This is a genomic window from Aeromonas sp. sif0611, assembly GCF_019218845.1.
GTDB classification, from domain to species: domain Bacteria; phylum Pseudomonadota; class Gammaproteobacteria; order Enterobacterales; family Aeromonadaceae; genus Aeromonas; species Aeromonas media.
Window position 1 is genome coordinate 787,792 of the sequence record NZ_JAHUWU010000001.1, and the last position, 24,877, is coordinate 812,668.

A 24,877-nucleotide genomic window follows, 5' to 3' on the forward strand; every position below is an offset into this window, starting at 1 on the left:
CTTTATTACAGGAGTCACAGATGAGTCATTCCCTCTCTCAGGAGGCATTCCTGGCCCAGGTGGCCAGCCGCAACCCCCACCAACCCGAGTTCATCCAGGCGGTGAGTGAGGTCGTCGCCTCCATCTGGCCCTATGTGGAGCGTCACCCCCGCTACCTGCAACACGGCCTGCTGGAGCGGCTGGTGGAGCCCGAGCGCCTCGTGCAGTTTCGGGTGAGCTGGGTGGATGACCAGGGTCAGGTGCGGGTGAACCGTGGCTACCGCATTCAGCACAACAGCGCAATCGGTCCCTTCAAGGGAGGCATGCGCTTCCACCCCTCGGTGGATCTCTCGGTGCTCAAATTCCTCGCCTTCGAGCAGACCTTCAAGAATGCCCTCACCACCCTGCCCATGGGCGGCGGTAAGGGGGGCAGCGATTTCGATCCCAAGGGCAAGAGCGACGGGGAAGTGATGCGCTTCTGCCAGGCGCTGATGCTGGAGCTCTATCGCCACCTCGGGGCCAACACCGACGTGCCGGCGGGCGACATCGGGGTCGGTGGGCGCGAAGTGAGCTACATGGCGGGCATGATGAAGAAGCTCACCAACAGCGCCGAGTGCGTCTTCACCGGCAAGGGGCTCTCCTTTGGCGGCAGCCTCATTCGCCCGGAAGCCACCGGCTACGGCCTGCTCTACTTCGTCGAGGCCATGCTGGCCCATCGCGGCCAGTCCCTCGATGGCATGCGGGTCTCGGTGTCGGGCTCGGGCAACGTGGCCCAGTACGCCATCGAGAAGGCGATGGCGCTGGGCGCTTGTGTCATCACCGCCTCCGACTCCGGCGGCACCGTCTATGACCCCGACGGCTTCACCCCCGAGAAGCTGGCACGCCTGATGGAGCTTAAAAACGAGCAGCGCAAGCGGGTGGCAGATTACGCCCATGAGCTGGGGCTGGAGTTCTGCACCGGTCGCACTCCCTGGCATCTGGCGACCGACGTCGCCCTTCCCTGCGCCACCCAGAACGAGCTCGATGCATCGGACGCCGCCGCCCTGATCGCAAACGGCGTACAGCTGGTGGCCGAGGGGGCCAACATGCCCTCCAGCGCCGCAGCCATCCGCCTCTTCCACGACGCCAGGGTGCTGTTCGCCCCAGGCAAGGCCGCCAACGCCGGTGGGGTTGCCACCTCGGGTCTCGAGATGAGCCAGAATGCCCAGCGCCTCTCCTGGACCCGGGAGGAGGTGGACGCCCGCCTCAAGGGGATCATGACCAGCATCCACGCCACCTGTGTGCGCTACGGCCAGGTGGATCAGGATGACGGCCATGTGAACTACGAAAGCGGCGCCAACATCGCCGGCTTCGTCAAAGTGGCCGACGCCATGCTGGCGCAAGGGGTCTGCTAGTTCCCGCCACTCCCCGAAACGCCCCCAAAAGCAACAGGGCAGCCCATGGCTGCCCTGTTGTGTTAGATGCATCGCTGTCGCTTTCATCTGGGCGATCGCAGGTTGCATGCCCGGCGCCACTTCACGCCCACTTCACCCAGCCATGACACCCTCACTCCTCTTTCATGCGCGAACGAGGACAACGAGATGACAACGACCATAGGCGCCCTCCTGATCCTGGCCGGGCTCGGCTGCTTTGGGGCCTTCAACCTGCTTGGCACCACAGTGGATGCACAGGGATTCCTGCACGAGCCCTTTGCCCTGCTGCCCCTGGGCTATCTGCTGCTCTTCGTCGGCATGGTGCTCACCTTGCGCCCTCTGCTGCGCAGACTCCTCGCCAAGGGGGAATAAACCCGTTGTGACGCGCCAGAGGTGCTCAGCGATAGCGGCTGATCTCGATAAGGTTCTGATCCGGGTCCAGGCAATAAACCGATTCTATGGGGCCGCAGGCACCGCTTTTTGTCACCGGTCCCTCCACTATCTCGACCCCCTGGCTCGCGAGCTGGACCATCACCTGATCCAGGGGCCAGCGGGTGATGAGGCAGAGATCCCCAGAGCCCACCTGAGCCCGGTTGCGCCGCTCCTCCCCCAGCAATTGCAGATTGATCTTCTGGTTGCCAAAGCGCAGGGCCCGGCGCCCCGCCCCGAAAGTGATGGGCTCCATCTTGAAGGCGCGGCTGTAAAAGGCCACCGCCCGCTCGATGTCGCTCACCGTCAATACCAGATGGTCGATATGGCTGATCATGCATGCTCCCTGTGGTGGTGATCCCCACCCCATCATACCCAGTCCCCTTGGCAGAGACTGTGCCTTGCTCCGCAAAGCCCCCACCAGGCGGTTCGTTCAAGAACCATAATCTTTGAATGCTCCAACATTGACAAAAAGTCTCACATGGTGCCTTATCTTGATACGAGCATCATAACGATACACTTGAAATCAGTTCTAAGAAAAATAAGGAACCGACATGTCTATCAAACCAATCAACTTCAGTGCCTCTTGTGTAAAAACATTATCAGCAGTTGAAGCCGATACATCACGATCCAATCAACATGAATTTAATGGGGTAACTCAACTCAAACGATTATTCGGAGCTAATAAGATAGAAATCTTGGCATCATTTTCAATTAGAGGTTCTGATGAAATATTTTGCTCAAAATTGACATGGTATGATGCAAGAGAATTACATCCAACTCGTTCAGAATATCGCCTTTATTTTCAAACCAATCAAGTTATGAGTCAAGCTAAGGCAGGTGACAATATCATAATTGGTTTTGATCCCAAGGGGAATATTCATTGTGAGCTGATTTCTCAAGGTAGCGCTGGATACCAAAAAACTCCTGAATGGCTCATCTTAAAATAGATGATATATAAAATCATCAACCATTTAGTCGGTCATGGATGCATCCCTCTGACCGGCACTGACTTATAGTTCATACCATATTAATAAGACTCAATTCTTCCCCGCCTGAAATGTCTCCATGACAGTCGCTTTCATGCAACCACCAAGATATAACTTTTATCAGTCTCTCGTGATCATGGCGTTTTTTTCCTTTTAAAGCACATTCCCAAATTGTCAGACTCTTGATTCCAAGATCTGTCCACTCATGAAGATGGACCTGATCTCGCCTCTGATTGGCCTCAATTTTATCCCTCCAGAAAGCCTCATGGCTACGTGGCCATTTAAACAGATGACACATATGCCCATGCCAGAAACAGCCATTCACCTCTATCACTGCTTTCCAACGTGGTAACCAGATATCGGGCGTGCCGGGCAAGCGCCGATCATGAAGACGAAAATGAAAGCCAGCTTGGTGCAAAAGCTGACGGACCTGCATCTCCGGTTTGGTGTTGACACTTTTGATGCCAGTCATGAACCGACTTCTAGTCTCTACATCCACAATGTCAGCCATACAGAACCTCGTTTGAAGCTGATGATGGATACTGTATTTTTTTACAGCTCCGGCATTCTCTCTGGGTAAAATGAGTGATAAGATTTCGACAACAGCAACACGCTCCAGATTTGGATATGAAACACTCAACAATGCCCGTTTACAACACCCCTGAAGAAGACCAAGCCTTCTATGCACAACGCCAGGCCGAAGATCGACGGCTGATGGAGAAGGTCCTCGACATCTATGATCAAAAGAAAATTGCTGAAAAATTGCGCACTCAGGGCGATAACGAATGGACTCGTGAGTCACTGAATCGGTGGCTAAATGGCAAGATCGAGCAAAAGCCACTGACCCATGCTGAAACTGAGATGCTGAAGGGGCTGATCCCCTCTCCCCCCAAACATCACGGTCACTATGATTTCAAGTTTATTGACCTGTTTGCCGGTATCGGCGGTATTCGTAAGGGTTTTGAGGATATTGGTGGTCAATGTGTCTTTACCAGTGAATGGAATGAACAGGCTGTCAGAACGTATAAGGCCAACTGGTACTGTGATGAGACACATCACAAGTTCAACTCGGACATCCGTGAAATCACTATGCCAGAAAATGATGATCGTGATTTTGTGTATGCCCATATAGATAAAGAAATCCCGGATCATGATGTATTGCTGGCTGGCTTCCCATGTCAGCCATTCTCCCTAGCGGGTGTATCCAAAAAGAACTCTCTTGGCCGCGCTCATGGCTTTGAGTGCGAGGCTCAGGGGACTCTTTTCTTTGATGTAGCTCGTATCATTGATGCTAAAAAACCAACGGCATTTGTACTGGAAAACGTCAAAAACCTGAAAAGCCATGACAAAGGGAATACATTTCGGGTAATCAAGGAAGCATTAACCGAGCTGGGTTATTGGGTTTCAGATTTGGATGTCAATGGCTCGAATGACCCCAAAATTATAGATGGCAAACACTTCATCCCTCAGCACCGAGAACGTATTGTACTTGTCGGTTTCAGAAAAGATCTGAACCTGCATGAAGGGTTCACGCTAAAAGATGTTGCCATGCTATTTCCTGAAAATCGGATTACTTTCGCAGACCTGCTTGAACCAGTTGAAAATCTCGACTCAAAATATATTTTGACACCCAAGTTGTGGTCTTATTTATATCAGTATGCAAAAAAACATCAAGCCAAAGGAAATGGCTTTGGTTATGGTCTTGTTGACCCCAAAAATCCAGCAACGGTCGCAAGAACACTTTCTGCACGCTACCATAAAGATGGCTCTGAGATTCTGATTGATCGTGGTTGGGATATGGCATTGGCAGAGACCGACTTCAATAATGAGCAAAATCAGCAAAACAGACCACGCCGTCTTACTCCCAGAGAGTGTGCAAGACTAATGGGATTTGAACAACCGGGTGAATATAAATTCAGGATCCCCGTATCAGATACCCAAGCCTATCGCCAATTTGGCAACTCTGTCGTAGTTCCAGTGTTTGCTGCCGTGGCCAAATTGATGAAGCCATATATAATGAAAACCAAGAAATAATAACTAAAAGCCCACCGTAAACTATTGGTGGGCTTACTCTGATTACCGTATCCCCTTTACCTCATCAATAAAGTCTCTAAACGACATTAACCAAGCTCGCTGTTCAGGTGCATAAGTTTGCTGAATAGTTGTAGGCACAACAAGTTGCAAGTTACTTGCTTGCATTTGTTCTGTCTGATTCTCACTAATTGCAGGCTCCATGGTAATTAGATGCTTACGCTCTACCCTAGCAGCCTCTGCCAAGACTTGACGCCATCTATCTTTACAAGTGGTTTTAGCCCCTAATATCCTCAGCTTTTCGGAAGGAAAATGCTCATCAGCATAACAATTCGAGCCTGGAAATATGAAATCTGGTTTCTGACGTGTCTCAGTTAAACCACCACGTTCAAAATTAACACCCGACTTTTTTAAAATAAACTCAATATGATTCTCAAACGCATGACCACTGCGAGATTTGCGACGATTCTGTACGCTCAGGGAGAAGTAAACAAATTCATCAACATCAATACGATTCTCGCCAAAACCAACCGCTAACTTTTCTTCAACTATATGTCTTTCCAATTGTCTGAATGCAGATTCTTCTACAGCCATCCATTCAATCAATGCCTCATCAGGCTGCTCAATAGGGCAAATTTCATTTGCCAATGTTCGTGCGAAGGTGGAGAACTCTTTTGTTGTTGGAAATTCAGAACCAAACTTATCAAGAATAACATCCAGATAATCTTTCTTGTTATAGTTTAGATTTATTCCATAACGAGAAAGCATTACTCTAATAGGGACTGCTAACCCCCCCCCTATCTTGAGTCGTGTAAGCCCTTTCTTATTCGCTTTAACATTTCTAGCACTAAATAGTGATCGAATTTGCAATTCAAAATCACTTTGTGGAGGACAAAATATCATTAGGAGGGAACCATCCCGGGTCAGGGCAATCAGGAAAAAATCACCGGGCTTGAAACGATTGCTGACGTCATTTGATTTGTAGTAAAGCCGCCACTCCGCCCCTCGCTCCTCTTTCTGATACCGAACATCATACCAGGTAACGATATCTTCCGAGACCAGCGGTTCATCATAGCTCTCACTCAAATAGACCATCGTCGCCCGGATAGTGAGCTGACTTCCATCATCAGGCATCCCCAACTCCCGGCCAATACCGGCTTTCACAAGGCCACCGATTTCATGTTGGTGGGAACTTTCTGAATCTGCATCAACGGCTGAGAGGTACTTGAATGCGGCAAAAGAAAAAACATCAGCAAGCTGTTCAAACATGTTTATTGCTCTGTCTATAGGCAAGGAGGCTACAGAGTAACGCGACTGATTGCCTGATGCATCAATATGTTATTGCTTCGTAAAGCGATCACATCACTCAATCTACAAACTGTGGCACTGTTTCCGTATGTGTAATAAGCCCCAAGTGTAACGGTCACTTGGGGCTGAGTAAGCAACGTTCTTACATCTAATTTGGGCAACAACGCCCCTTAACGGCCGAGCACAATGAGTAATGCCACCATTTTTGTGGGAAGAGGCAGCAAAGCTGGCGATTGGTTAACTCGCTTTAGATAAAACACCAAGCCCTCTTAAACACCTCCCCCATCCGCGAGGTGTTTTCATTGGCGTTAGCACTCGATGCGATCTATGCGGCCGCCACTGAGTTTGAAGAAGGCATCCTGCGGCAGCTCTTGCGTCCAGGTGGTGAGGTAATCCAGATCGGCATAGGCGCCGCGCAGCATGGCACCGAACAGACCGTGGGAGACGACGATGGCTTGCTTGGCAATGCCTTCGTCCTGCAGCCATGCCTGGGCCCGGCGCTGAATGCTCAGGAAGCTCTCTCCATTCGGGGCCTGCAGATACCAATCCGGCTCTTCCAGATCGAGCTCGGGATGGGCCGCCAACAGCTCGGGAACCCGGCGGCTCTCCCACTCCCCCATGCCCAGCTCCACCAGCCGTTCGTCCCAGACGATGCGTTCCTTATCCAAGCCAAGCTGCTGGCATACCCGCTCCGCCGTCTGACGGGCACGACCAAGGGGGCTGGCATAGAGGGTCCAGCTCGCGGGCTCAGCCAGGAGATCTGCCAGGCGGGCCCCCATGGCGAGGGCCTGGGCTTCGCCCCTGGCGGTCAGATCCGAGTTGCAGCGTCCCTGCAACCGCAATTCGGCGTTGTAACGGGTCTGGCCGTGGCGCAGCAAATAGAGGGTTCGAGACATGGTTTCTCCTGCAGGTTCAACGAGATAACGAAAGCGGGAGACGCATGATAACAGATGTGTCGGGTCAACCAAGGCGCAAACGAAGCCAGATACCTATATGGCACTGTGACATCACATCCCTATGGTCATGGTGAACGCAACTGTACGGCAACAAGCACCACGCCCAAAGCACCTCACATGAATGGAGGGGCCAGCACTACAAAGCAGCTCCAGGACTCTCCCTGAGCCGTATTTCAATAGCAGGTCACGACCGGAGCTATCTATTCCCAGATTTTCCATGCCCCTGTTTTCCAAACGAGAAAATTTGGAACCCACCTTTGGACAGGGCGCGGGAGGGCCTTGCCATCAAGGGATAAATTCAGTGCTTTTACTCTGATCCAGGGTCCATTTTGGTGCGTATAGCTGGGCGATTTGGGACGCCCCTGGTGTACAATCCCCAGCCCGATTTTCTTCTCCAGTCCGGCCATGGCTCAGGCCGTTTTCCATCCCAGAGTGAATGAAGTGACCGCGACCCACCCCATGCTCGACAGTTATTACAGCCAGGATCTGGTGTTTTTCTCCATCCTGGTGGCGGTGCTCGCCTCTTACACGGCGCTCAACATGACAAGCCGGGTGAGCCAGAGTCAGGGCCGGGCCGCCGCCCTCTGGCTCACGGGGGGCGCCTTCGCCATGGGATTCGGTATCTGGTCCATGCACTTCATCGGCATGCTCGCCTTCAACCTGCCCATCGCGCTCGGTTACGACCTGACCCTGACCGGCCTCTCTCTGGTGGCGGCCATCGGCTCCTCGGCCTTCGCACTCTGGCTGGTGAGCCGTCCCCAACTGCCCTGGCGCCATATCGCGGGGGGCGCCCTGCTGATGGGGGCCGGCATCGCCACCATGCACTTCATCGGCATGGCGGCCATGAAGATAGATCCCGGCATTCATTACCACCGCGGCCTCTTCGCGCTCTCCATCCTGATCGCCGTGCTCGCCTCCGGCGCCGCGCTCTGGATTGCGTTTCGGCTGCGCAACAGCACGCCCCGCGCCTTCTTTCGCAAGGCCGTCGCCTCCCTGGTGATGGGAGCCGCCATCATCGGCATGCACTACACCGGCATGGCGGCAGCCCAGTTCCCACAGGGGAGCCTGTGCGGCGCCCTCTATACCGGCCTCAATACCCAATGGCTGGCGACCGTCATCATCATAGTGACCCTGGCGGTGTTCGCCATCGCCCTGGTGCTCTCCATGCTGGATGCCCACGCCGCCCGTCTCTCGACCTCCTTGCACCTGGCCCACGACGAGCTGATCAAGCTGGCGCTCCATGACAGCCTGACCCGGCTGCCGAACCGGCTGCTGTTTGCCACCCGATTGGAGCAGCGCATCCAGGAGTGCCAGCACAGCCAGCGCAGCTTCTCCCTGCTGTTTCTCGACCTCGACGGCTTCAAGATCATCAACGATGCCCACGGTCACCACACCGGGGATCTACTGCTGGCCGAGGTGGCGGCGCGGATCACCGGGCTGCTCGGGGGGAGCGACACCGCCTCGCGCTTTGGCGGGGACGAGTTTGTGCTGGCCCTGGCGCCGGGGGATCTGAGCCAGACCACGGCCTTCGCCGAGCGCCTGCTGGCTGCCCTGGCCCAGCCCTATGAGTGGGAGCATCACAGCCTGCACATCACCGCCAGCATCGGCATCGCCGTCTATCCCCAGGATGGCACCAGCCTGCACGAGCTGACCCTCAACGCCGATGCCGCCATGTACTACGCCAAGGAGCGAGGGCGCAACGGCTACTACTGCTTCGACAGCGCCATGAATGCCAACGCCCACCAGCAGTTTTTGCTGCAACAGGCGCTGCGCCATGCCCTGGAGCGGGAGGAACTGGTCCTACACTATCAGCCCAAGTACGACGCCCGCAGCGGCCGGGTGGTCGGTGCCGAGGCGCTGCTGCGCTGGCAGCATCCGGAATATGGCACCATCTCCCCGGCCCGCTTCCTGCCCCTGGCGGAGAAGACCCGGCTCATCATCCCCATCGGCAACTGGGTAATGGATGAGGCCTGCCGTCAGATGAGCCGCTGGCGGGAAGCGGGTCATCACGACTGGAGCGTGGCGGTGAACCTCTCCACCATACAGCTGGCCAGCCCAGGCCTGTTGCAAGAGGTGGAGGGTGCACTGCGTCGTCACCGGCTCGAGGCGCGCCACCTCACCCTGGAGATCACCGAATCCACCGCCATGGAGAACGCCGAGGAGAGCCTGGCCATCCTCAATCGCCTGGCCGAGCTCGGGCTCGGTATCTCCATCGATGACTTCGGCACCGGCTACTCCAGCCTGCTCTACCTCAAGCGCTTCCCTGCCAACGAGCTCAAGATTGACAGGGGCTTCGTCGCCACCCTGACGCACGAGGGGGACGATGCCACCATCATCGCCGCCATCATCGCCCTGGGTCAGGCCCTGGACATGCGCATCGTGGCTGAGGGGGTGGAGACCCCCGAGCAGCGCACCCTGCTGACCGAGCTGGGTTGCGACACCCTGCAGGGCTATCTGCTCGGGCGCCCCATGCCGGGGGAACAGCTGCTGGCCCACAGCCACATCGATGAGCCTCACCGAGAGCCCTATGCGGGTGGCGTGCTCGCCTGAGCACAGCCTGACGCAGGGGCTATTCCATTGCACTCTGCTGCGCTCGCCCCTCCCCTTCCCCGAGCACGTTCTCCAATTGCATCTCTCGCTGACTCGGGATAGGCTGCCCAACAAAGACTCGAATGTTGCTTTCTACCCCTTGCGCAGACGGCAAACAAGGGGCCGTTCGGCGAGAGCCGATCACATCAAGACAACGCCGCGCAAGCGAGGAGCACAGATGGCCAGATACCAGTTTTTCAGCATTCCGGCCTCCAACCGGCAGCAGTACACCTATGTCGACATGGCCTCCCCCAGCTTTCTGGCGGAGAAGGCTGAGCTGCTGGCGCAGGGGTTCGAGGTGCAGGAGGACTTCATCGATGCCACCAACCCCCAGGAGGCGGTGGAGAAGTACCAGTCAGACTTCCTTTATGTGGCGGACGAGGTGGGCAAGTCAGACAGCAGCTATGCCGCAGCGAGCGCCCTGATGGAGATGGGCAAGAAACTGTTTGGTCGCAAGACGAACGGCTGAGAGGAAAAACAGAAGGTGGCCATCGCGGCGTGTTGCCCGATGGCCATGAGACAGCCCTGCTTCAGCCGCGGGTCAGTTGCTGGAGCATGGCGATCAGCTCCTCTTCGCTACCGGGCTCACAGGCCAGTTGCAGGCTCGGCGCCGCGCCCCCCATCAGCATGTAGACGTGGGTGCTGCAATGATCGTAGTGATACCACTTACCGTCGATACAGACGTCGGTATAGCATCTCGGGTCCCTTTCCAGTTCCATATGCACATCCTTTTGTTACATCCCATCAACAACACTCCTGACCGTAAAATAACCGGTCCGAGTCCCATTTGATGTGGATCAAGGGAAACGGCAGGCAGGCGAGGATATCTGCCGGATCTGTGGCCTGCCAGGGCCCATGGCTGGCTCCTGCTCTTCGAATGGAGACGGGTATTCGCCCCGTGCATCACCGCAGGGCAGATCCTGGCAACAAAAACGGCGCCCGAAGGCGCCGTTTCTCATTCCCGTCTTTGCACCGACGGGGCGAATCAGCCGGTGGCTTATTCGTCTTCCAGGTAGGCGTAGCCTTGCAGACCCAGCTCCAGCTCGTCGAGCAGGGCCTTGCGGGTTGCGTCGTCCAGCGCCGGGTGGGAGACGATCCGCTGATAGTTCTCGCGGATCACGGACGGGTCGATGTTGACGTAACGCAGCAGCTGGTCGACGGTGTCGCCGCGCACCACGTTGCGGATGTCCATCTTGCCTTCCTCGTCCAGCCACACTTCCGCGCAGTGGGTATCACCGAACAGGTTGTGCAGATCCCCCAGGATCTCCTGGTAGGCACCCACCAGGAAGAAGCCGACGTGGCACTCTTCGTTCTCGGCATACTCCGGCATCGGCAGCGTGCTCTCGACACCCAGGCCGTCGACGTAGTGCTCCACCTGACCGTCGGAGTCACAGGTGATGTCCATCAGGATGCCGCGGCGGGTGAGCGGACGCTCGAGGCCGGTGAGTGGCATCACGGGGAACACCTGACCTATGCCCCAGGCATCGGGCAGGGACTGGAACAGGGAGAAGTTCGCGAAGCACTTGTCTGCCAGCTTCTCGGAGAGCTCGTCGGCCAGGGCGCGGTGGTTGCGGTTGACCGGGTTGAGCAGCTCTTTGAGCGCCAGGCAGGTATTCTGGTGCAGCATCTCTGCCCAGGCGCGCTGTTCCAGGTTCAAGAGACCCATGGTGAACTGGGTGTTCACATCCCCCAGATCCGCCACCGAGTCGTGGAAGATCTCCAGCAGGGAGGGGTCTTCACTGCGCAGGTCCAGCCAGCCTTTCCACATGTTCTGCAGAATGGTCGGGGCGTCTTCATCCGGCGCATGGATGTCGTTCACTTCCACCCCTTCGGCACCAATCAGATTGGTGACCAGCACGGCGTGGTGGGCGGTCAGGGCACGGCCGGACTCGCTGATGATGGTCGGGTGCGGCAGGTCGAACTCGCGGCACACATCGCCGATGCCCCACACCACGTTGTTGGCGTACTCGGACAGGCTGTAGTTCGCGGAGCAGTGGCTCTGGGAGCGGGTGCCCTCATAGTCCACACCCAGGCCGCCGCCCACATCGACCACGTCGATGGGCACGCCGAGACGACGCAACTCGGCATAGAAACGGCCGCACTCGCGGATGCCGCCCTGGATGTCGCGGATGTTCGCTATCTGGGAGCCCAGGTGGAAGTGCAGCAGTTGCAGGCAGTCCAGCTTGCCGAGGCTGCGCAGACGCTCCACCAGCGCCAGGATCTGGGAGGCAGAGAGGCCGAACTTGGACATGGAGCCACCGCTCGATTCCCACATGCCGGAGCCAGTGGAGGCGAGCTTGGCGCGCACCCCGATGTTGGGCTTGATGTTGAGGCGAACTGACTCGTCCAGCACCATTTCCAGCTCGGAGGGTTTTTCCACCACGATGTAGACCTTGTGGCCCATCAGGTTGCCCAGCAGGGCGTGGCGGATGTATTCGCGGTCCTTGTAACCGTTGCAGACGATCACGGACCCTTGCTCATGATGATGGGACAGCACGGCCAGCAGCTCCGGTTTGGAGCCCGCCTCCAGCCCAAGCCGCGGCTTGTCGCTGTAGGACTGACTGATGGTCTCGATGACGCGGCGCTGCTGGTTTACCTTGATCGGGTAAACACACAGGTAGTCCCCTTCATAGCCTGACTTCTCGATGGCCTGACCGAAGGCGTTGAACAGCGCATCGACCCGGCTCTTGAGGATGTCGGGGAAACGCAGCAATACCGGGGTAGTCAGTCCGGACTGGCGCAGCTGTTCGATGGCCTCGGACAGCACGATGCGCGCCTCGGGACGAGACTTGTCGGGGGAGACGGTCACATGACCGGCGTCATTGATATTGAAAAAACCCGCACCCCAGTAGGGAACGTTGTAGACCTTCAAGGAGTCCTTGCTGGACCAGTTAGTCATGGGCTATGCCTCGCAAATGAGCGGCCAGAAGGCCGCCTTCGTTACCCTCAATCACATCCAGACCATCGATTGCAACATGCGGCGAGCAAAGGCTGCCTGCGGGCACCCGGTGCGTCACGGCCGGCGGCGGCAGGCGTTGTTGCCTGACCCTGGGCCTTGTCACAGCCAGATCCTCTATTGCACATCGCGGCAAGCCAAGGCTGCCTGGTGGATCTTGGGAAGTAACGAGTCTTGATGTGGGGCTGGTGGCTTTACATCAAGCTCAACGGTATGCGGTGCCACTGTAATGGGGCGCCGCGGTACTTTGATGACAACCGGCATCAGCCACGCCGTTCGTTCATCATTCGGCAGCCATCCCGACAGAAGGAGAAGGGTTCAAGGAAGAGAAGGGTAGACGTCAGCACGCACGCGTGTTGATAAACGACAACCACCACAGCCCGCTCAACGCCAGTGACCGCCCATGACAAGGGAAGATGATGAGCCGTTGGCCCACTCGGTCAGTTGGTGGATGAGAGTCCGTTGTTCTCCCTGATACCGGAGCCTAACCGGTATTAAAGAAACCATTCCCCAGCAGTGTCTGTCGTTTCTGCGTGCCTCGCCCTATAGGCGTCTGATCCTGTCGGTGTCTGGCGGCCTCTGCCTGCTCAGGGTTACCCTCGGATCGGCGCGGAGTGTACACACTTACCGGCGCCACTGACAATAAAAAATCGTGTTAAAAAACGGGTTTTGAACGATGGGCCAAATCTTGCTGCCAGCAAGGCTGGCTCTGGGATGGCGAGGGATGAGGCCGCTCAGGATAGGCCCTGAAAATAACAGGGGAACCGGCCATTTTCCCCCACCCCTTGCCAGTGCTGGGCCGGGGGGAGATTCAGCCCTTTCGCATATGCATGACCAGCTTTAAATTTGGAATTTTTATTCATTCATACCTCGAGCGGTGACCCCTCCCGCCACCCTGTGCACCGGGATCCCTGCCCCGACAAATTCATCAAAAACTGCGCTGACGCAATAAGCGGCCCGGCCGTCTTGGCCACAATGGTCCCTCTTTTGTAGTTAGAGGCCTGCCAATGGATACCCTGCTTGAGCGTTTTCTGCGTTATCTGACTTTTCATACCCGCTCCGATGCGACCAATCCTGTCTGTCCCAGCAGCGAGGGCCAGCTCGTCTTCGCCCGCGCCCTCTTCGATGAGATGACCCAGCTTGGGTTGACCCAGGTCACCCTGGATGAGCACGGCTACCTCACCGCCTGCCTGCCGGGCAACCAGCCAGAGGCGCCCGCCATCGGGCTCATCGCCCACATGGACACCGCCGATTACGAGGCAGAACAGGTGGTGCCCCAGCTCATTGAAAATTATCAGGGAGGCGACATCTGCCTCGGCAAGGGGGACGAGGTGCTGGCCATTCGCCAGTACCGCTGCCTGAAAAACTACCTGGGGCAGGATCTCATCACCACGGACGGCACCACCCTGCTGGGGGCCGACGACAAGGCGGGCATCGCCGAGATCCTCACCGCCGCCCAGTACCTGCTGGCCCACCCCGAGATCCCTCGCGGGGATCTCTGGATAGGCTTCACCCCGGACGAGGAGATAGGTCGCGGCGCCGATCTGTTCCCCCTGGAGAGATTCCCGGCCAAATGGGCCTACACCGTGGATGGTGGTGAACTGGGGGAGCTGGAGTATGAAAACTTCAACGCCGCCAGCGCCACCGTGCGCATCACAGGCAACAACGTGCACCCCGGCACCGCCAAGGGCAGCATGATCAACAGCCAGACCCTGGCCGCCCGCTTCCACGTCGAGATGCCTCCCGAGCAGACCCCTGAGTGCACGGCAGGGTACGAAGGCTTCTTCCACCTGGCCCGGATGGAAGGCACCGTGGAGGAAACCACCCTGCACTACCTCATCCGCGACTTCGATGACGACTGCTTCGCCGCCCGCAAGGCGCAGCTCAAGGAGCGGGTCGCCTCCCTGCAGCTGGACAACCCCAAGGCGCGCATCGAGCTCAACTTGACCGACAACTACCGCAACATGCGCAGCCAGATAGCGCCGCACATGCACATCGTCGAACTGGCCAGGGCCGCCATGGAGGCCGCCGACGTGGTCCCCAAGATCAAACCCATTCGCGGCGGCACCGACGGCGCGCGGCTCTCCTTTATGGGGCTGCCCTGCCCGAATATTTTCACGGGTGGTCACAACTTCCACGGCAAGCACGAGTTCATCCCGCTGCAATCCATGGAGAAGGCGGTCGCCACCCTGGTGGCCCTGGTGCAACTCACCTCGGCCTGGCGGGAGCAATAAGCAGTGACACCGTCCTGAGCGGGGCCGGGTGGGAGCAAATAACGGCGGTATAAGCGGGGACGGGTCTGCGGTATGAGCGGGCTCTCTGCCCCGGGTCATCAAACCGTCACGGCGCTGCCACAAAGGGGAAACCGGGGGGCGGCACCCTGAGGCAACGTTCCGCGGAGCCTTGCCCATGTTCAACGTCGATACCCTGCTGGGGCAGCATCTGCCCCGCCTCGCCACCCAACCCCTGATCCGTCCCCTGCTCCGGCAGGGGCTGAGCTGGCTGCTCAACGAGGAGGCCTTCGCCGAGTTTGCCAAGCGCCATCCTCACCTGCGCGGCCTGGACTTCGTCGAGCAGGCCCTCGGCGCCCTCGATTTTGACTACAGGGTGAGCGAGGCCGAACTCGAGAACATTCCCGCCAGCGGCCGGGTCATCATAGTCGCAAACCACCCCATAGGATCCCTGGACGGGCTGGCCCTGCTGCGCCTGCTTGGCCGCATCCGCCCCGACGTCAAGATAGTGGCCAACCAGCTGCTGGCACAGATTGCCCCCCTGCGTCCCCTGTTGCTGCCGGTGGACAACCTGGGGGGCAAGACCGACAGGCGCGCCATCCTGGCCATGGGGGAGCACCTGGCCCAGGAGGGAGCCCTCATCATCTTCCCCGCCGGCGAAGTGTCGCGCCTCGGCCCCAAGGGGGTGAAGGACGGTCCCTGGCAGGGGGGCTTCATCAAGCTGGCCAGGCGCACCCGCACGCCGCTGGTGCCCATCCATCTGGACGGGCGCAATGGCCTCCCCTTCTATCTTGCCTCCTGGCTCCACAAGCCCGCCTCCGCCCTGCTGCTGGTGCGCCAGCTGTTTCGCCAGCAGGGGCGGCGCATCTCCCTCACCCTGGGGGAGCGCATCCCGCCCCAGAGCTTCGGGGAGCTCGCCCCCAAGACAGCCGCCGCCCTGGTGCGCCGCCATCTCTATCGCCTCGGCAAGGGGAAGAAGGGCCCCCTGGCGACCGAGGCCCCCATCGCCCTGCCGGAGGATCGCCGCCAGCTCAATCAGGCCATGGATGGCTGCGAGCTGCTCGGGCAGACCCCGGATGGCCAGCGCATCCTGCTCTATCGCCGCCACGAGCAGGGCCACTCTGTGATCCTGCGCGAGCTGGGGCGGCTGCGGGAAATCGCGTTTCGCGCCGTGGGGGAAGGCTCGGGCAGGCGGCGGGATCTCGATGCCTTCGACGATGACTACCACCACCTCATTCTCTGGGATCCGGCCCGCCTCGACATCATAGGGGCCTACCGCTTCGCCCCCGTGGCCGAGCTGCTGGCGCGCAAAGGGGTGAGCGGCCTCTACAGCCACACCCTGTTCGGGTTTGAAGAGAGACTGCTGCCCCGGCTGGAGCAGGCCATCGAGCTGGGCCGCAGCTTCATCCAGCCCGCCTACTGGGGCAAGCGGGGGCTGGATTATCTCTGGTTCGGCATAGGCGCCTACCTGGCCCGCTACCCCCAGTATCGGTATCTGTTCGGGCCCGTGACCCTCTCCGGCAGCCTGCCGCCGGCGGCCAAGGATCTGCTGGTGGGCTTCTACCGCCAGCACTTCGCCCCCGAGTTGGCGCTGGCCCCCTCGCGCCGCCCCTACCCCGAGACGGCGCCCCTGTTCGAGGGGGTGGATTACGGCAGCGATCTCAAGGCGCTCAAGGCCCGCCTCGACCACCTGGGCTGCGCCATCCCCACCCTCTACAAGCAATACTCCGAGCTGTGCGAGCCGGGGGGCGTGCAGTTCATGGACTTTGGCATAGACCCCGACTTCAACCACTGCATCGACGGCCTGGTGTGGGTGGACGTGAGCCGCATCAAACCCCACAAGCGGGCCCGCTACATAGGGTCTCCCGCGAGCGGTGCCGACGCCTAGCCGCCCGGACAAAAAAAGAGAGGGAGGCCTGCGCCTCCCTCTGTCGTTCAACCCGTGCCCCCGGCCTACTCGGTGGCAGGCTTGCGATCGGCATGGCCGAGATCGCGCTCCGGGGCGATGACGTCCCGCACCCGCTGCTTGATCTCTTTCGCCTCGGGGAAGCCCTCGTCGGCCACCCTGTCCCACACCTGGATGCCGTTCACCAGTATCTTGAACTCCCCCTTGCTGGCGGGCACCAGTGCCACCTCGCCGAGATCGCTGTCGAAGGTGGAGAGCAGCTCCTGGGCGAGCCAGGCGGCGCGCAGCATCCAGCGGCAGAGGGTGCAGTAGCGGATCTCGATGCGCGGTTTGCTGACGGGGGTCTGTGGTTCTGTCATGCGATGACTCCATGAAAATCGGTTAACCAGTGGCGGGCTATGCGCTGCATGGTGGCCTGGGGCAGCTCAAGCAGGCCGGCGGCCGGCGCCTGCCCGGCAAGCTGGTGCACCCCTTCGATGATCTCCGCCAGCACCAGATAGACGTACTCGCCGATGACGGCGCCGTGGACGAAGTTCACCGCCTCGCCGCGATTGAGCAGGAAGATGGTGCTGCCATCCGGGCGCGTGAGCGCCAGCACATGGGGGCACACCTCCTCGCTCGGCCAGGGCAGCTGGGAGAGGCAGAACGCGAACTCGTCATCCGCCGAGGTGACAGACGCCAGCATGGCCCCCGGGCGCAGTGCCTGCAAATCGGCGATGTCGAGGGAGCCATTGCCGGTGCAGCAGATCACCAGCTCGGCGCGGCCGAGGGCCTCGGCCTTGTTCACCAGCTTGAAGCCGTGGGAGAGCGCCTCCACCTGGCGCAGGGCATCCGTCTCCACCAGCTCCAGATGCAGGTTGCGGCAGCGCAGCTCGCGGGCGATGCTGCGCCCCACCTTGCCATAGCCGAACAGGGCGGCCTGGCAGACATTGAAGGTGCGCCTGAGGGTGCGCGCCAGAGACTCGGCGGAGTAGACCACACTCAGGCCGATCTGGATGTCTTCCGCCTGCTTGAGGGGGCTGCGCGCCACCGAGATGACGGGAGCGGCCAGCACCTCCTGCTCGTAGCGCTGATGGCCATTTTCGGTCATCTCCACCACCCCGAGAAAGCGCGCGCCGAAATGTTCGGCGAGAATCGCCTGGGTCTTGGCGAAGTAACCGCCTATGTCCAGGATGATGAGACGCTCATGGGGTTCCACCAGGGGGGCTATCTGGGCAATGACGCCCTCGGGATCCGAGGTCCAGTGGCGATTGAGCGGCAGCACTGGGTAGTGCTGCTGGGCCCAGGCCAGGGTCGGCCCGTGCACGGACTTGGGTTTGGGCAGGATGGCGCCGACGCGCCCCACCCCATCGAGCACCTGGATGAACTGGGGCCTGTCGGGAAGCAGGTGAGTCACCAGCAGGATGCAGAGATCCCCGAGGCGTCCCTGCTCGGTGAAATGGCGAAAAAACAGATGCTCAGATCCCTGACTGTGCAACTGTGGCCTCCTTAGCGTGCCGCGAGAAAGCAGGCAAACAGAACCCGGCATAGCCGGGTTCTGTGTGTGTCCAGATAATTGAAAATCCTTTTTATCTGAAAGCGCCATAGGGCTCAATCTTTATCTACACAGACTTTGACTAACCCATCAATTTCTAAGGTAATAGCCTGTTTTTCATGCAGAAATCAATAAAGTGACGCCTCTGGCCACACCCACCACAGACTCAAACAAGCACCAATTGCCCCCACCAGGATCAGCAGACCCCAACGAGACAACCCCGGCCGTTTGCGCAGGACCCACTCCAGCAGCGGCAGCAACCAGACCGGCAGCAACACCACCAGCGGCACTTCCACGTACTGCCAGGCCAGCATCTGCACGAAGGCGAGCGCCAGCGCCAGGGCGGCCGGGGCCACCTTGATGCCCGCAAAGGCACCGAGCAGGGCACGGAAACCGGCGAATGCCGCCAGCGCGCCTGCCAGTTGGGCGATCAGCAGGCTGCCATCGATGCCGATGACCAGCGCCAGCCAGATGAAGCCGAGGGCAAAACCCAGCCCCTCGTCACTGTCACCACGCCAGCCCGTCCAGCCGAACCAGGCGATGGCGGGCAACAGCGCCAGCCAGATGCGCGGCTCGCTGGCAAGGACCGAGGCCAGCCCCTGCCACCACACGAGGGCGCCAAGCACCGCAAACAGCGCCAGGGCGGCGCGCTTGTCCTCAACCTGGGCCGCGATGGCGGGCACCAGCAGGGCCAGCGGCAGCCACTGCCACGCCTTGACCGGCAGGCCATAGGCGCCGCCCAGCAGGCAGCCCACCAGCCAGAGCGCGAGCGCCCCCCACAGGTAGCCCAGTCGTGGCCAGCGCCATGACAGCAAAGCGGCCCCCAAAGGGGCCGCCAGGGTCTGTAGCAAGAGTGCTGCACCCATTACTTGCGCACACCTTCGACGAACAGGTTGATGCTCATCTCGTCCGGAATGCCCGGCAGCATGTAGTTCACGCCAAAGTCGCTGCGCTTGATGGTGGTGGTGGCGTTGAAGCCGCTGCGGTAGCCGCCCCAGGGATCCTTGCCTTCGCCGATGTGGACCATGTCGAAGGCCACGTCCTTGGAGACGCCGTGCAGGGTCAGGGTGCCCTTGAGCACGCCCTTGTCCTTGGTACCTTCATAGCCGGAGCTGACGAAGGTCATCTTGGGGTACTGCTTGACGTCCAGGAAGTCGGGGCTGCGCAGGTGCTTGTCGCGGGCCTCGTGGTTGGAGTCCACGCTGGCGGCGTCGATTTCGAAGCTCGCCTTGGCGGCGGTCGGATTGGCATCATCCATGCTGAAGGTGCCGCTGAAGGTGTTGAACCGGCCGACCAGCTCGGAGAAGCCGAGGTGGCCCACCTTGAACTGGACTGTGGTGTGAGCCGCATCGACATCGTAGTCGGCCGCCATCAGGGGAGCCGCCATAAACAGGCAGGAAGCCAGCAGGGCCTTGGTCATTTTCATTCCGATCGTTCCTTCATTAGGGGGTTCACATCGATACCCGACATGCTAACCTCCGAGCAGGAATGGATAATCATCGATTTATTAAAATAATTATCAACCGAGAGTGGAATATGGATCAGATAGCCGCCATGCGCACCTTCATCAAGGTGGTGGAGTGCCAGAGCTTTACCAAGGCCGCCCATCAGCTCGGCATCTCGGTCGCCATGACCTCCAAGCTGATGCAACAGCTCGAGGAGTCATTGTCGACCCGGCTGCTGTCACGCACGACCCGCCAGGTCAACCCCACAGAGGCGGGCCAGTTCTACTACCAGCGCTCCCTGGCCCTGCTGGCGGAGCTGGAAGAGACCCACAGCCAGCTCACCCACAACAACCAGCAGCCTCAGGGCACCCTCAAGCTCTCTGTGCCCATGGACTTTGGCTACCTGCACCTCTCCCCTGCCCTGCCGCTGTTTCGTGAGCGGTTTCCCGAGCTCAAGCTGGAGATAGAGTACAGCGACCGGCGGGTGGCCCTGGTGGAAGAAGGATTCGATCTGGCGCTGCGGATCGGCAACCTGCCGGACTCCTCCCTGGTGGCCAAGCCGCTCGCCACCATGAAGCTGGTGGTGTGCGCCAGCCCGGAATACCTGGCCCGCAGGGGCACCCCCAAGACCCCGGAGGATCTCAAGCAGCACGACTGCCTCATCTACACCCTGACCCAACCAGACTGGGTCTTCAAGCGAAATGGGGAGCAGCAAAGCGTGCGCCCCCTGGGGCCCCTTCGCGCCAACAACGGGGTGGCCCTGACTCGGGCCGCCTGCGACCACCAGGGCATCATATTGCAGCCCACCTTCATCGTCGGGGATGCGCTGCGCTCAGGCGCCTTGGTGCCCCTGCTGCCGGAATGGGAGAAGGGACAGGTGGGGCTCTATGCCCTCTATCCGCACCGCCGTTTCGTCTCGGCCAAGGTGCGCTGCTTCATCGAGTTCGTGCAGGAGCGCTACCTGGCGCCCCACTACTGGGACAGGGAGACCTGAGCCCGGGCCGGAGGGTGATCAGGGGGTGGGGACGACCGGCAGCTCGGCCACCAGCAGCAGACTGCGCTGAGTCAACTGCCAGCGCGGCAGACGCCGCGCCAGGGTGGCGAGCTGCGCCTCGCCAAGCTCATAGGGCAGAGTGATGTGCAGGCAGTGGCAATCGAGCATGGCCGCCAGTTGCAGGATCAGCGCGAGGTTGGCCTCGTCCGTCTTGCGCTTGTTGATGCGCTTGCCGAGTTCCTGGCGAAAGTGGGTCTCGGGATCCTGGGTCATCGCCTGCCAGCCGTAGCCGAACAGCGGGATCAAGGCGCTGACGATGCCAAGGGCGGTGAGCGGCTGCTTGGGAGGGTGGTAGAGGGCATTGAGGTCCAGCAGTATGGGGCTTTGATGAGGCTCACGACTGCCGGATAAAATAGTATTACTCATTGGATAACCTTATTGATTCCTCTAGACTTCGCCGCATCTTTGACCTGACATGCCAACGAGGTGCTGATGCTAAGCGATATCGAGATCTCCCGCCAGTCCCCCCGTCTCTCCATCCAGGTGCTGGCCGAACACCTCGCCATCCCGCCCCAGCAGCTCAGCCCCCAGGGTCACCACAAGGGCAAACTCAGTCTCGACCTGCTCAAGTCTCAGCCCAAACAGAGAGGCAAGCTGGTGCTGGTGAGCGCCATCACCCCGACCCCCCTCGGCGAGGGCAAGACGGTCACCACCCTCGGCCTCTCCATGGGGCTCAACCACATCGGCCAGCCCAGCATCGCCACCATACGCCAGCCGAGCCTCGGGCCCGTGTTCGGGGTCAAGGGGGGCGCCGCCGGGGGCGGACATGCCCAGGTGGTGCCCATGGAGGAGATGAACCTGCACCTCACCGGGGACTTCCACGCCCTCAGCGCCGCCCACAACCTGGCGGCGGCGGCCCTGGATGCCCGCCTGTTCCACGAGCAGAAACTCGGCGACCAGTTCAGCGTCAGAACCGGTTTGCCGCGCCTCGACATAGACCCGGCCAACATCCTCTGGCCGCGCACCCTGGACATGAATGACCGCGCCCTGCGCCACCTCACCCTAGGCCAGGGTGGCGCCGCCGATGGGGTGGAGCGCTCCGATCGCTTCGTCATCACAGCCGCCTCCGAGCTGATGGCCATTCTGGCGCTGGCCAGCGATCTGAAAGACTTGCGCGCGCGCATCGGCCGCATCCAGCTGGCGCTGGACAGCCGCGGCAACCCCATCACCGCCGAACAGCTGGAAGTGGCGGGGGCCATGACGGTGCTGCTCAAAGACGCCCTGCAACCGACCCTGATGCAGACCACGGAGCAGACCCCGGTACTGGTGCACGCCGGCCCCTTCGCCAACATCGCCCACGGCAACTCCTCCGTCATCGCCGATCGCATCGCCCTGGGCCTCACCGACTATGTGGTGACCGAGGCGGGCTTTGGCTCCGACATGGGGCTGGAGAAGTTCTTCAACATCAAGCACCGCCAGTCCGGCATCACCCCCGCCTGCGTGGTGCTGGTGGCCACGGTGCGCGGTCTCAAGGCCAACAGCGGCCTGCTGGACATTCGCCCGGGCCAGCCGCTGCCGGCGAGCCTGCAAGGGGAAGATCTGCCCACCCTCAAGCAGGGCTGCGCCAACCTCGCCTGGCATATCCAGAACGCCCGCCGTTACGGTGTGCCCGTGGTGGTCGCCATCAACCGCTTCCCCACCGACAGCCAGGCCGAGCTGGATCTGCTGGCCCGCGAGGCGCTGGCGGCCGGTGCCTGTGACGCCGCCATCTCCCACGCCTTCACCGACGGGGGCAAGGGCGCCAGCGAGCTGGCCCGGGCCGTGGTGGCGGCCTGCGAGCAGCCGAGCCAGGTCAAACTGCTCTACCCGGACGAGATGAGCCTCGCGGCCAAGCTGGCCACCCTGGTGGAGTGCGGCTATGGCGGGCGCGGGGTGCGGCTCTCGGACAAGGCACGCCAGCAGCTGGTCCGGCTCTCGGCCGAGGGCTGGGATCACCTGCCCATCTGCATGGCCAAGACGCCGCTCTCCATCAGCCATGATCCCACCCTCAAGGGAGTACCGACGGACTTCGAGGTGCCCATCGACGAGGTGCGCCTGTGCGCCGGCGCCGGTTTCGTCTATGCCCTCGCGGGCCCCATCATGACCATGCCGGGCCTGGGCAGCCTGCCAGCTTATCGCCATATCGACATCAATGAGAACGGCGAGATAGTCGGCCTGAGCTGAGCCCTTCCACAACGCCAGAAACAACAAGGCCCCGCCAATTGGCGGGGCCTTGTGTTGCCATGGACCAGGGCTCAGAGGGTGAAGCGCTGGGTCATCTGGTGCAGGCTGTTGGCCAGCTTGCTCAGCTCGACACAGGCCTGGGCGGTCTGCTGCGCCCCCTGGGCGTTCTCGTCGGCGGCATTGTGGATGTTCACTATGCTGCGGTTGAGCTCCTCGGTCACCGCGTTCTGCTCTTCGGTGGCGGTGGCGATCAGGGTGTTCATGTCGCTGATCTGGGTGACGGCGCCATTGATGCTGTCGATGCTGCCCCCCGCTTCCCGTGCCAGCCCGACGCTCTCCTGCATCTGCTGACGGCTCAGTTGCATGGCGTTGCCCGCTTCGGCGGTACGCTCCTGCAACAGCGCTATCATCTTGCTTATCTCGGCGGTGGAGGCCTGGGTACGCTGGGCCAGGGAGCGCACTTCGTCCGCGACGACCGCAAAACCACGCCCCTGCTCGCCGGCCCGGGCCGCCTCGATGGCCGCGTTGAGTGCCAGCAGGTTGGTCTGCTCCGCGATGCCGCGAATGACATCCAGCACCATGCTGATGCTGGCGCTGTCCGCTTCCAGCTGCGACACCACAGTACCCGCCTGCTCTATCTGCTGCGACACCTGCTCTATGCTGCCGATGGCGCTGCGCACCACCTGATTGCCCTGAGTCGAAGTACGGGAGGCCTCCTTGGCCGCGCTCATGGCATCCGTGGTGTTGCGGGCCACCTCATTCACGGTGGACTGCATCTCGTTCATGGCGGTAGCCACCTGGGAGACCTCGCTCTGCTGGCTGGCCATGCCCTTGGCGGACTGTTCGGAGATGGCGCTCACCTCCTCCACCGCGCTGCTGAGCTGGCTCACCGAGCCCGCGATCTCGCTCACCAGGCTCGCCAACGCCCCCTGCATCCGGTCGATGGCAGAGCCAAGCTGACCCAGCTCGTCGCGGTTGAAGCGGCTGGTGCGGATCCACTCCTGCAGCTCACCCTTGCCGAGATCGCCGCTCGCGATGCGCTGGGCCTGACGGGCCAGCATGATGAGCGGGTCGCGGATCTGGCGGGTCAGCACCACGGAGAGGCAGACCACCAGCACCAGACCGACCAACAGGGACAGGGTGACGCTCAGTTTGGCGGAATCATAGGCCGCCACCACCACCTTGCGGGAGGCATCGGCATAGCCATGGTTGATGCGCACCAGGTCGCCAACCGACTTGGCCAGGTTGGTGTAGAGGGTGACCCCCTCCCCCATGAAGAGGTGCTGGGCCTCGGTCATCTGCCCTGAGTCCTGCATCTGCCGGATGCGCTGGTGCAGGCCGAGGTATTTCTCCCAGTCTGCCTTCACGATGTCGAAGGTGCGGCGCTCCTCCAGATCCTCCGCCCAGATGGTGCCATCGTGGGCCGTTATCTGGCGCGCGGCCTCCTGCAGGCTCTTCTCGCTCTCATTGCGGTAATGGGCCTGCTGCTGGGGATCGTCCGCCACCAGAAAAACATCCAGCTCATAACGGCGCACCGCATTGATGGTCTCGCCCAGGGTGCTGGTACGCACCACGGCGGGCAGGATACTGTCGGTAAAACCGATGGCAGCCCGGTTCATGGTGCTGAATTCAAACAGAGAAAAGCCGCCTATAAAGGCCATCATCAGGCCGAGTACGGCAAAGCCGGCGGAGAGTTTCTTGCCTATCGTCATGGTGTTCATGGCATGTCCTGCATATGGGTCATCAAGTGGCATTCGTCGGCGCCGGCCCCTCGAGGCACGAGCACGCTAGCTGCCATCCATAGCAGTCATTCAAATCTCATCCGTATCGGCACGAAAGAGAGGGCCAAACGGGTGTCAAACAGGCCATCCCGCGGCACGGAGAGCTGTATCGGC

General features: G+C 60.3%; 22 protein-coding genes. 10 read left to right on the forward strand and 12 right to left on the reverse strand.

What is annotated here, in order from left to right:
* The first annotated feature begins 20 nt into the window (after window positions 1-20).
* Window positions 21-1,373: an NADP-specific glutamate dehydrogenase gene (gene gdhA, locus KW824_RS03425; protein ID WP_218408911.1), complete on the forward strand. Its 1,353-nt coding sequence runs from the start codon at window positions 21-23 to the stop codon at window positions 1,371-1,373.
* 186 nt (window positions 1,374-1,559) lie between these two features.
* Window positions 1,560-1,763 (forward strand): DUF3955 domain-containing protein, encoded by a 204-nt coding sequence (locus KW824_RS03430; RefSeq protein ID WP_218408912.1) that lies wholly within the window; start codon window positions 1,560-1,562, stop codon window positions 1,761-1,763.
* Between the two features lie 25 nt (window positions 1,764-1,788).
* Here the strand turns inward: KW824_RS03430 and KW824_RS03435 are convergent, their stop codons facing one another.
* Window positions 1,789-2,157, reverse strand: coding sequence for a VOC family protein (locus tag KW824_RS03435; protein WP_218408913.1), 369 nt, complete (start codon window positions 2,155-2,157; stop codon window positions 1,789-1,791).
* Between the two features lie 217 nt (window positions 2,158-2,374).
* Here KW824_RS03435 and KW824_RS03440 point away from each other — a divergent pair, with 217 nt between their 5' ends.
* Entirely contained in the window at window positions 2,375-2,770 is a 396-nt protein-coding gene (locus tag KW824_RS03440) for a hypothetical protein (RefSeq protein WP_218408914.1), read from the forward strand.
* 70 nt (window positions 2,771-2,840) lie between these two features.
* Here the strand turns inward: KW824_RS03440 and KW824_RS03445 are convergent, their stop codons facing one another.
* Complete coding sequence (locus KW824_RS03445) at window positions 2,841-3,320, reverse strand: very short patch repair endonuclease (RefSeq protein WP_218408915.1); 480 nt, start codon at window positions 3,318-3,320, stop codon at window positions 2,841-2,843.
* Window positions 3,321-3,436: 116 nt separating this feature from the next.
* On the opposite strand from KW824_RS03445, the gene KW824_RS03450 reads away from it, so the two are divergent.
* Window positions 3,437-4,843, forward strand: a complete 1,407-nt coding sequence (locus KW824_RS03450; protein WP_305730011.1) for a DNA cytosine methyltransferase — start codon at window positions 3,437-3,439, stop codon at window positions 4,841-4,843.
* 42 nt (window positions 4,844-4,885) lie between these two features.
* Here KW824_RS03450 and KW824_RS03455 read toward each other — a convergent pair whose 3' ends face one another.
* Window positions 4,886-6,109 carry a type II restriction endonuclease gene (locus tag KW824_RS03455; RefSeq protein WP_218408916.1) on the reverse strand — a complete coding sequence of 408 codons (1,224 nt, stop codon included), beginning with the start codon at window positions 6,107-6,109 and terminating at the stop codon, window positions 4,886-4,888.
* A gap of 347 nt (window positions 6,110-6,456) precedes the next feature.
* Entirely contained in the window at window positions 6,457-7,044 is a 588-nt protein-coding gene (locus KW824_RS03460) for a histidine phosphatase family protein (protein WP_218408917.1), read from the reverse strand.
* Window positions 7,045-7,509: 465 nt separating this feature from the next.
* On the opposite strand from KW824_RS03460, the gene KW824_RS03465 reads away from it, so the two are divergent.
* Both KW824_RS03465 and KW824_RS03470 read left to right on the forward strand, forming a co-directional pair.
* A complete protein-coding gene (locus tag KW824_RS03465; protein ID WP_256351237.1) occupies window positions 7,510-9,654 on the forward strand; it encodes a bifunctional diguanylate cyclase/phosphodiesterase in 2,145 nt (714 codons plus the stop codon).
* 217 nt (window positions 9,655-9,871) lie between these two features.
* Window positions 9,872-10,162 carry a hypothetical protein gene (locus KW824_RS03470; protein WP_005332718.1) on the forward strand — a complete coding sequence of 97 codons (291 nt, stop codon included), beginning with the start codon at window positions 9,872-9,874 and terminating at the stop codon, window positions 10,160-10,162.
* Between the two features lie 61 nt (window positions 10,163-10,223).
* Here KW824_RS03470 and KW824_RS03475 read toward each other — a convergent pair whose 3' ends face one another.
* The gene (locus KW824_RS03475) at window positions 10,224-10,412 is read right to left on the reverse strand and encodes a hypothetical protein (protein ID WP_043130089.1); all 189 of its coding nucleotides are present in this window, start codon (window positions 10,410-10,412) and stop codon (window positions 10,224-10,226) included.
* Between the two features lie 278 nt (window positions 10,413-10,690).
* On the reverse strand, window positions 10,691-12,592 hold the full coding sequence (speA, locus tag KW824_RS03480; RefSeq protein ID WP_041206114.1) for a biosynthetic arginine decarboxylase: 1,902 nt from the start codon (window positions 12,590-12,592) through the stop codon (window positions 10,691-10,693).
* A gap of 1,064 nt (window positions 12,593-13,656) precedes the next feature.
* On the opposite strand from speA, the gene pepT reads away from it, so the two are divergent.
* Together pepT and KW824_RS03490 are read left to right on the forward strand one after the other, a co-directional pair.
* Window positions 13,657-14,883 carry a peptidase T gene (pepT, locus tag KW824_RS03485; protein WP_218408918.1) on the forward strand — a complete coding sequence of 409 codons (1,227 nt, stop codon included), beginning with the start codon at window positions 13,657-13,659 and terminating at the stop codon, window positions 14,881-14,883.
* A 175-nt stretch (window positions 14,884-15,058) separates the two neighbouring features.
* Window positions 15,059-16,768 (forward strand): lysophospholipid acyltransferase family protein, encoded by a 1,710-nt coding sequence (locus KW824_RS03490; RefSeq protein WP_218408919.1) that lies wholly within the window; start codon window positions 15,059-15,061, stop codon window positions 16,766-16,768.
* Window positions 16,769-16,833: 65 nt separating this feature from the next.
* Here KW824_RS03490 and KW824_RS03495 read toward each other — a convergent pair whose 3' ends face one another.
* The 4 genes from KW824_RS03495 to KW824_RS03510 all read right to left on the reverse strand — a co-directional run bounded on the left by KW824_RS03495 (window position 16,834) and on the right by KW824_RS03510 (window position 19,746).
* On the reverse strand, window positions 16,834-17,145 hold the full coding sequence (locus KW824_RS03495; RefSeq protein ID WP_218408920.1) for a SelT/SelW/SelH family protein: 312 nt from the start codon (window positions 17,143-17,145) through the stop codon (window positions 16,834-16,836).
* Window positions 17,142-18,263: an adenosylhomocysteinase gene (locus KW824_RS03500; RefSeq protein WP_171269137.1), complete on the reverse strand. Its 1,122-nt coding sequence runs from the start codon at window positions 18,261-18,263 to the stop codon at window positions 17,142-17,144. Before KW824_RS03500 ends, KW824_RS03495 begins: the two co-directional genes overlap by 4 nt.
* Before the next feature lie 185 nt (window positions 18,264-18,448).
* Complete coding sequence (locus tag KW824_RS03505; protein WP_218408921.1) at window positions 18,449-19,186, reverse strand: hypothetical protein; 738 nt, start codon at window positions 19,184-19,186, stop codon at window positions 18,449-18,451.
* Window positions 19,186-19,746 (reverse strand): YceI family protein, encoded by a 561-nt coding sequence (locus KW824_RS03510; protein WP_025326429.1) that lies wholly within the window; start codon window positions 19,744-19,746, stop codon window positions 19,186-19,188. The genes KW824_RS03505 and KW824_RS03510 overlap by 1 nt, the downstream gene beginning before the upstream one ends.
* A 110-nt stretch (window positions 19,747-19,856) precedes the next feature.
* Here KW824_RS03510 and KW824_RS03515 point away from each other — a divergent pair, with 110 nt between their 5' ends.
* Window positions 19,857-20,759, forward strand: coding sequence for a LysR family transcriptional regulator (locus KW824_RS03515; protein ID WP_171269557.1), 903 nt, complete (start codon window positions 19,857-19,859; stop codon window positions 20,757-20,759).
* Window positions 20,760-20,777: 18 nt separating this feature from the next.
* Here the strand turns inward: KW824_RS03515 and KW824_RS03520 are convergent, their stop codons facing one another.
* The gene (locus tag KW824_RS03520; RefSeq protein WP_218408922.1) at window positions 20,778-21,185 is read right to left on the reverse strand and encodes a hypothetical protein; all 408 of its coding nucleotides are present in this window, start codon (window positions 21,183-21,185) and stop codon (window positions 20,778-20,780) included.
* A gap of 66 nt (window positions 21,186-21,251) precedes the next feature.
* Between KW824_RS03520 and KW824_RS03525 the strand changes: the two genes are divergently transcribed.
* A complete protein-coding gene (locus KW824_RS03525) occupies window positions 21,252-22,982 on the forward strand; it encodes a formate--tetrahydrofolate ligase (protein WP_218408923.1) in 1,731 nt (576 codons plus the stop codon).
* Window positions 22,983-23,053: 71 nt separating this feature from the next.
* Here the strand turns inward: KW824_RS03525 and KW824_RS03530 are convergent, their stop codons facing one another.
* Window positions 23,054-24,703 (reverse strand): methyl-accepting chemotaxis protein, encoded by a 1,650-nt coding sequence (locus tag KW824_RS03530; RefSeq protein ID WP_218408924.1) that lies wholly within the window; start codon window positions 24,701-24,703, stop codon window positions 23,054-23,056.
* Window positions 24,704-24,877: the final 174 nt, after the last annotated feature.

Excerpts from the sequence above, each read along its gene's own strand:
- KW824_RS03495 (WP_218408920.1), bottom strand. The coding sequence starts at position 17,145 with ATGACAGAACCACAGACCCCCGTCAGCAAACCGCGCATCGAGATCCGC.
- KW824_RS03465 (WP_256351237.1), top strand. The coding sequence starts at position 7,510 with ATGGCTCAGGCCGTTTTCCATCCCAGAGTGAATGAAGTGACCGCGACC.
- KW824_RS03440 (WP_218408914.1), top strand. The coding sequence starts at position 2,375 with ATGTCTATCAAACCAATCAACTTCAGTGCCTCTTGTGTAAAAACATTA.
- KW824_RS03475 (WP_043130089.1), bottom strand. The coding sequence starts at position 10,412 with ATGGAACTGGAAAGGGACCCGAGATGCTATACCGACGTCTGTATCGAC.
- KW824_RS03435 (WP_218408913.1), bottom strand. The coding sequence starts at position 2,157 with ATGATCAGCCATATCGACCATCTGGTATTGACGGTGAGCGACATCGAG.
- gdhA (WP_218408911.1), top strand. The coding sequence starts at position 21 with ATGAGTCATTCCCTCTCTCAGGAGGCATTCCTGGCCCAGGTGGCCAGC.
- KW824_RS03515 (WP_171269557.1), top strand. The coding sequence starts at position 19,857 with ATGGATCAGATAGCCGCCATGCGCACCTTCATCAAGGTGGTGGAGTGC.
- KW824_RS03455 (WP_218408916.1), bottom strand. The coding sequence starts at position 6,109 with ATGTTTGAACAGCTTGCTGATGTTTTTTCTTTTGCCGCATTCAAGTAC.
- KW824_RS03505 (WP_218408921.1), bottom strand. The coding sequence starts at position 19,186 with ATGGGTGCAGCACTCTTGCTACAGACCCTGGCGGCCCCTTTGGGGGCC.
- KW824_RS03490 (WP_218408919.1), top strand. The coding sequence starts at position 15,059 with ATGTTCAACGTCGATACCCTGCTGGGGCAGCATCTGCCCCGCCTCGCC.
- KW824_RS03525 (WP_218408923.1), top strand. The coding sequence starts at position 21,252 with ATGCTAAGCGATATCGAGATCTCCCGCCAGTCCCCCCGTCTCTCCATC.
- KW824_RS03470 (WP_005332718.1), top strand. The coding sequence starts at position 9,872 with ATGGCCAGATACCAGTTTTTCAGCATTCCGGCCTCCAACCGGCAGCAG.
- KW824_RS03445 (WP_218408915.1), bottom strand. The coding sequence starts at position 3,320 with ATGGCTGACATTGTGGATGTAGAGACTAGAAGTCGGTTCATGACTGGC.
- KW824_RS03450 (WP_305730011.1), top strand. The coding sequence starts at position 3,437 with ATGAAACACTCAACAATGCCCGTTTACAACACCCCTGAAGAAGACCAA.
- KW824_RS03460 (WP_218408917.1), bottom strand. The coding sequence starts at position 7,044 with ATGTCTCGAACCCTCTATTTGCTGCGCCACGGCCAGACCCGTTACAAC.
- KW824_RS03520 (WP_218408922.1), bottom strand. The coding sequence starts at position 21,185 with ATGAGTAATACTATTTTATCCGGCAGTCGTGAGCCTCATCAAAGCCCC.
- KW824_RS03430 (WP_218408912.1), top strand. The coding sequence starts at position 1,560 with ATGACAACGACCATAGGCGCCCTCCTGATCCTGGCCGGGCTCGGCTGC.
- KW824_RS03530 (WP_218408924.1), bottom strand. The coding sequence starts at position 24,703 with ATGAACACCATGACGATAGGCAAGAAACTCTCCGCCGGCTTTGCCGTA.
- speA (WP_041206114.1), bottom strand. The coding sequence starts at position 12,592 with ATGACTAACTGGTCCAGCAAGGACTCCTTGAAGGTCTACAACGTTCCC.
- KW824_RS03510 (WP_025326429.1), bottom strand. The coding sequence starts at position 19,746 with ATGAAAATGACCAAGGCCCTGCTGGCTTCCTGCCTGTTTATGGCGGCT.
- pepT (WP_218408918.1), top strand. The coding sequence starts at position 13,657 with ATGGATACCCTGCTTGAGCGTTTTCTGCGTTATCTGACTTTTCATACC.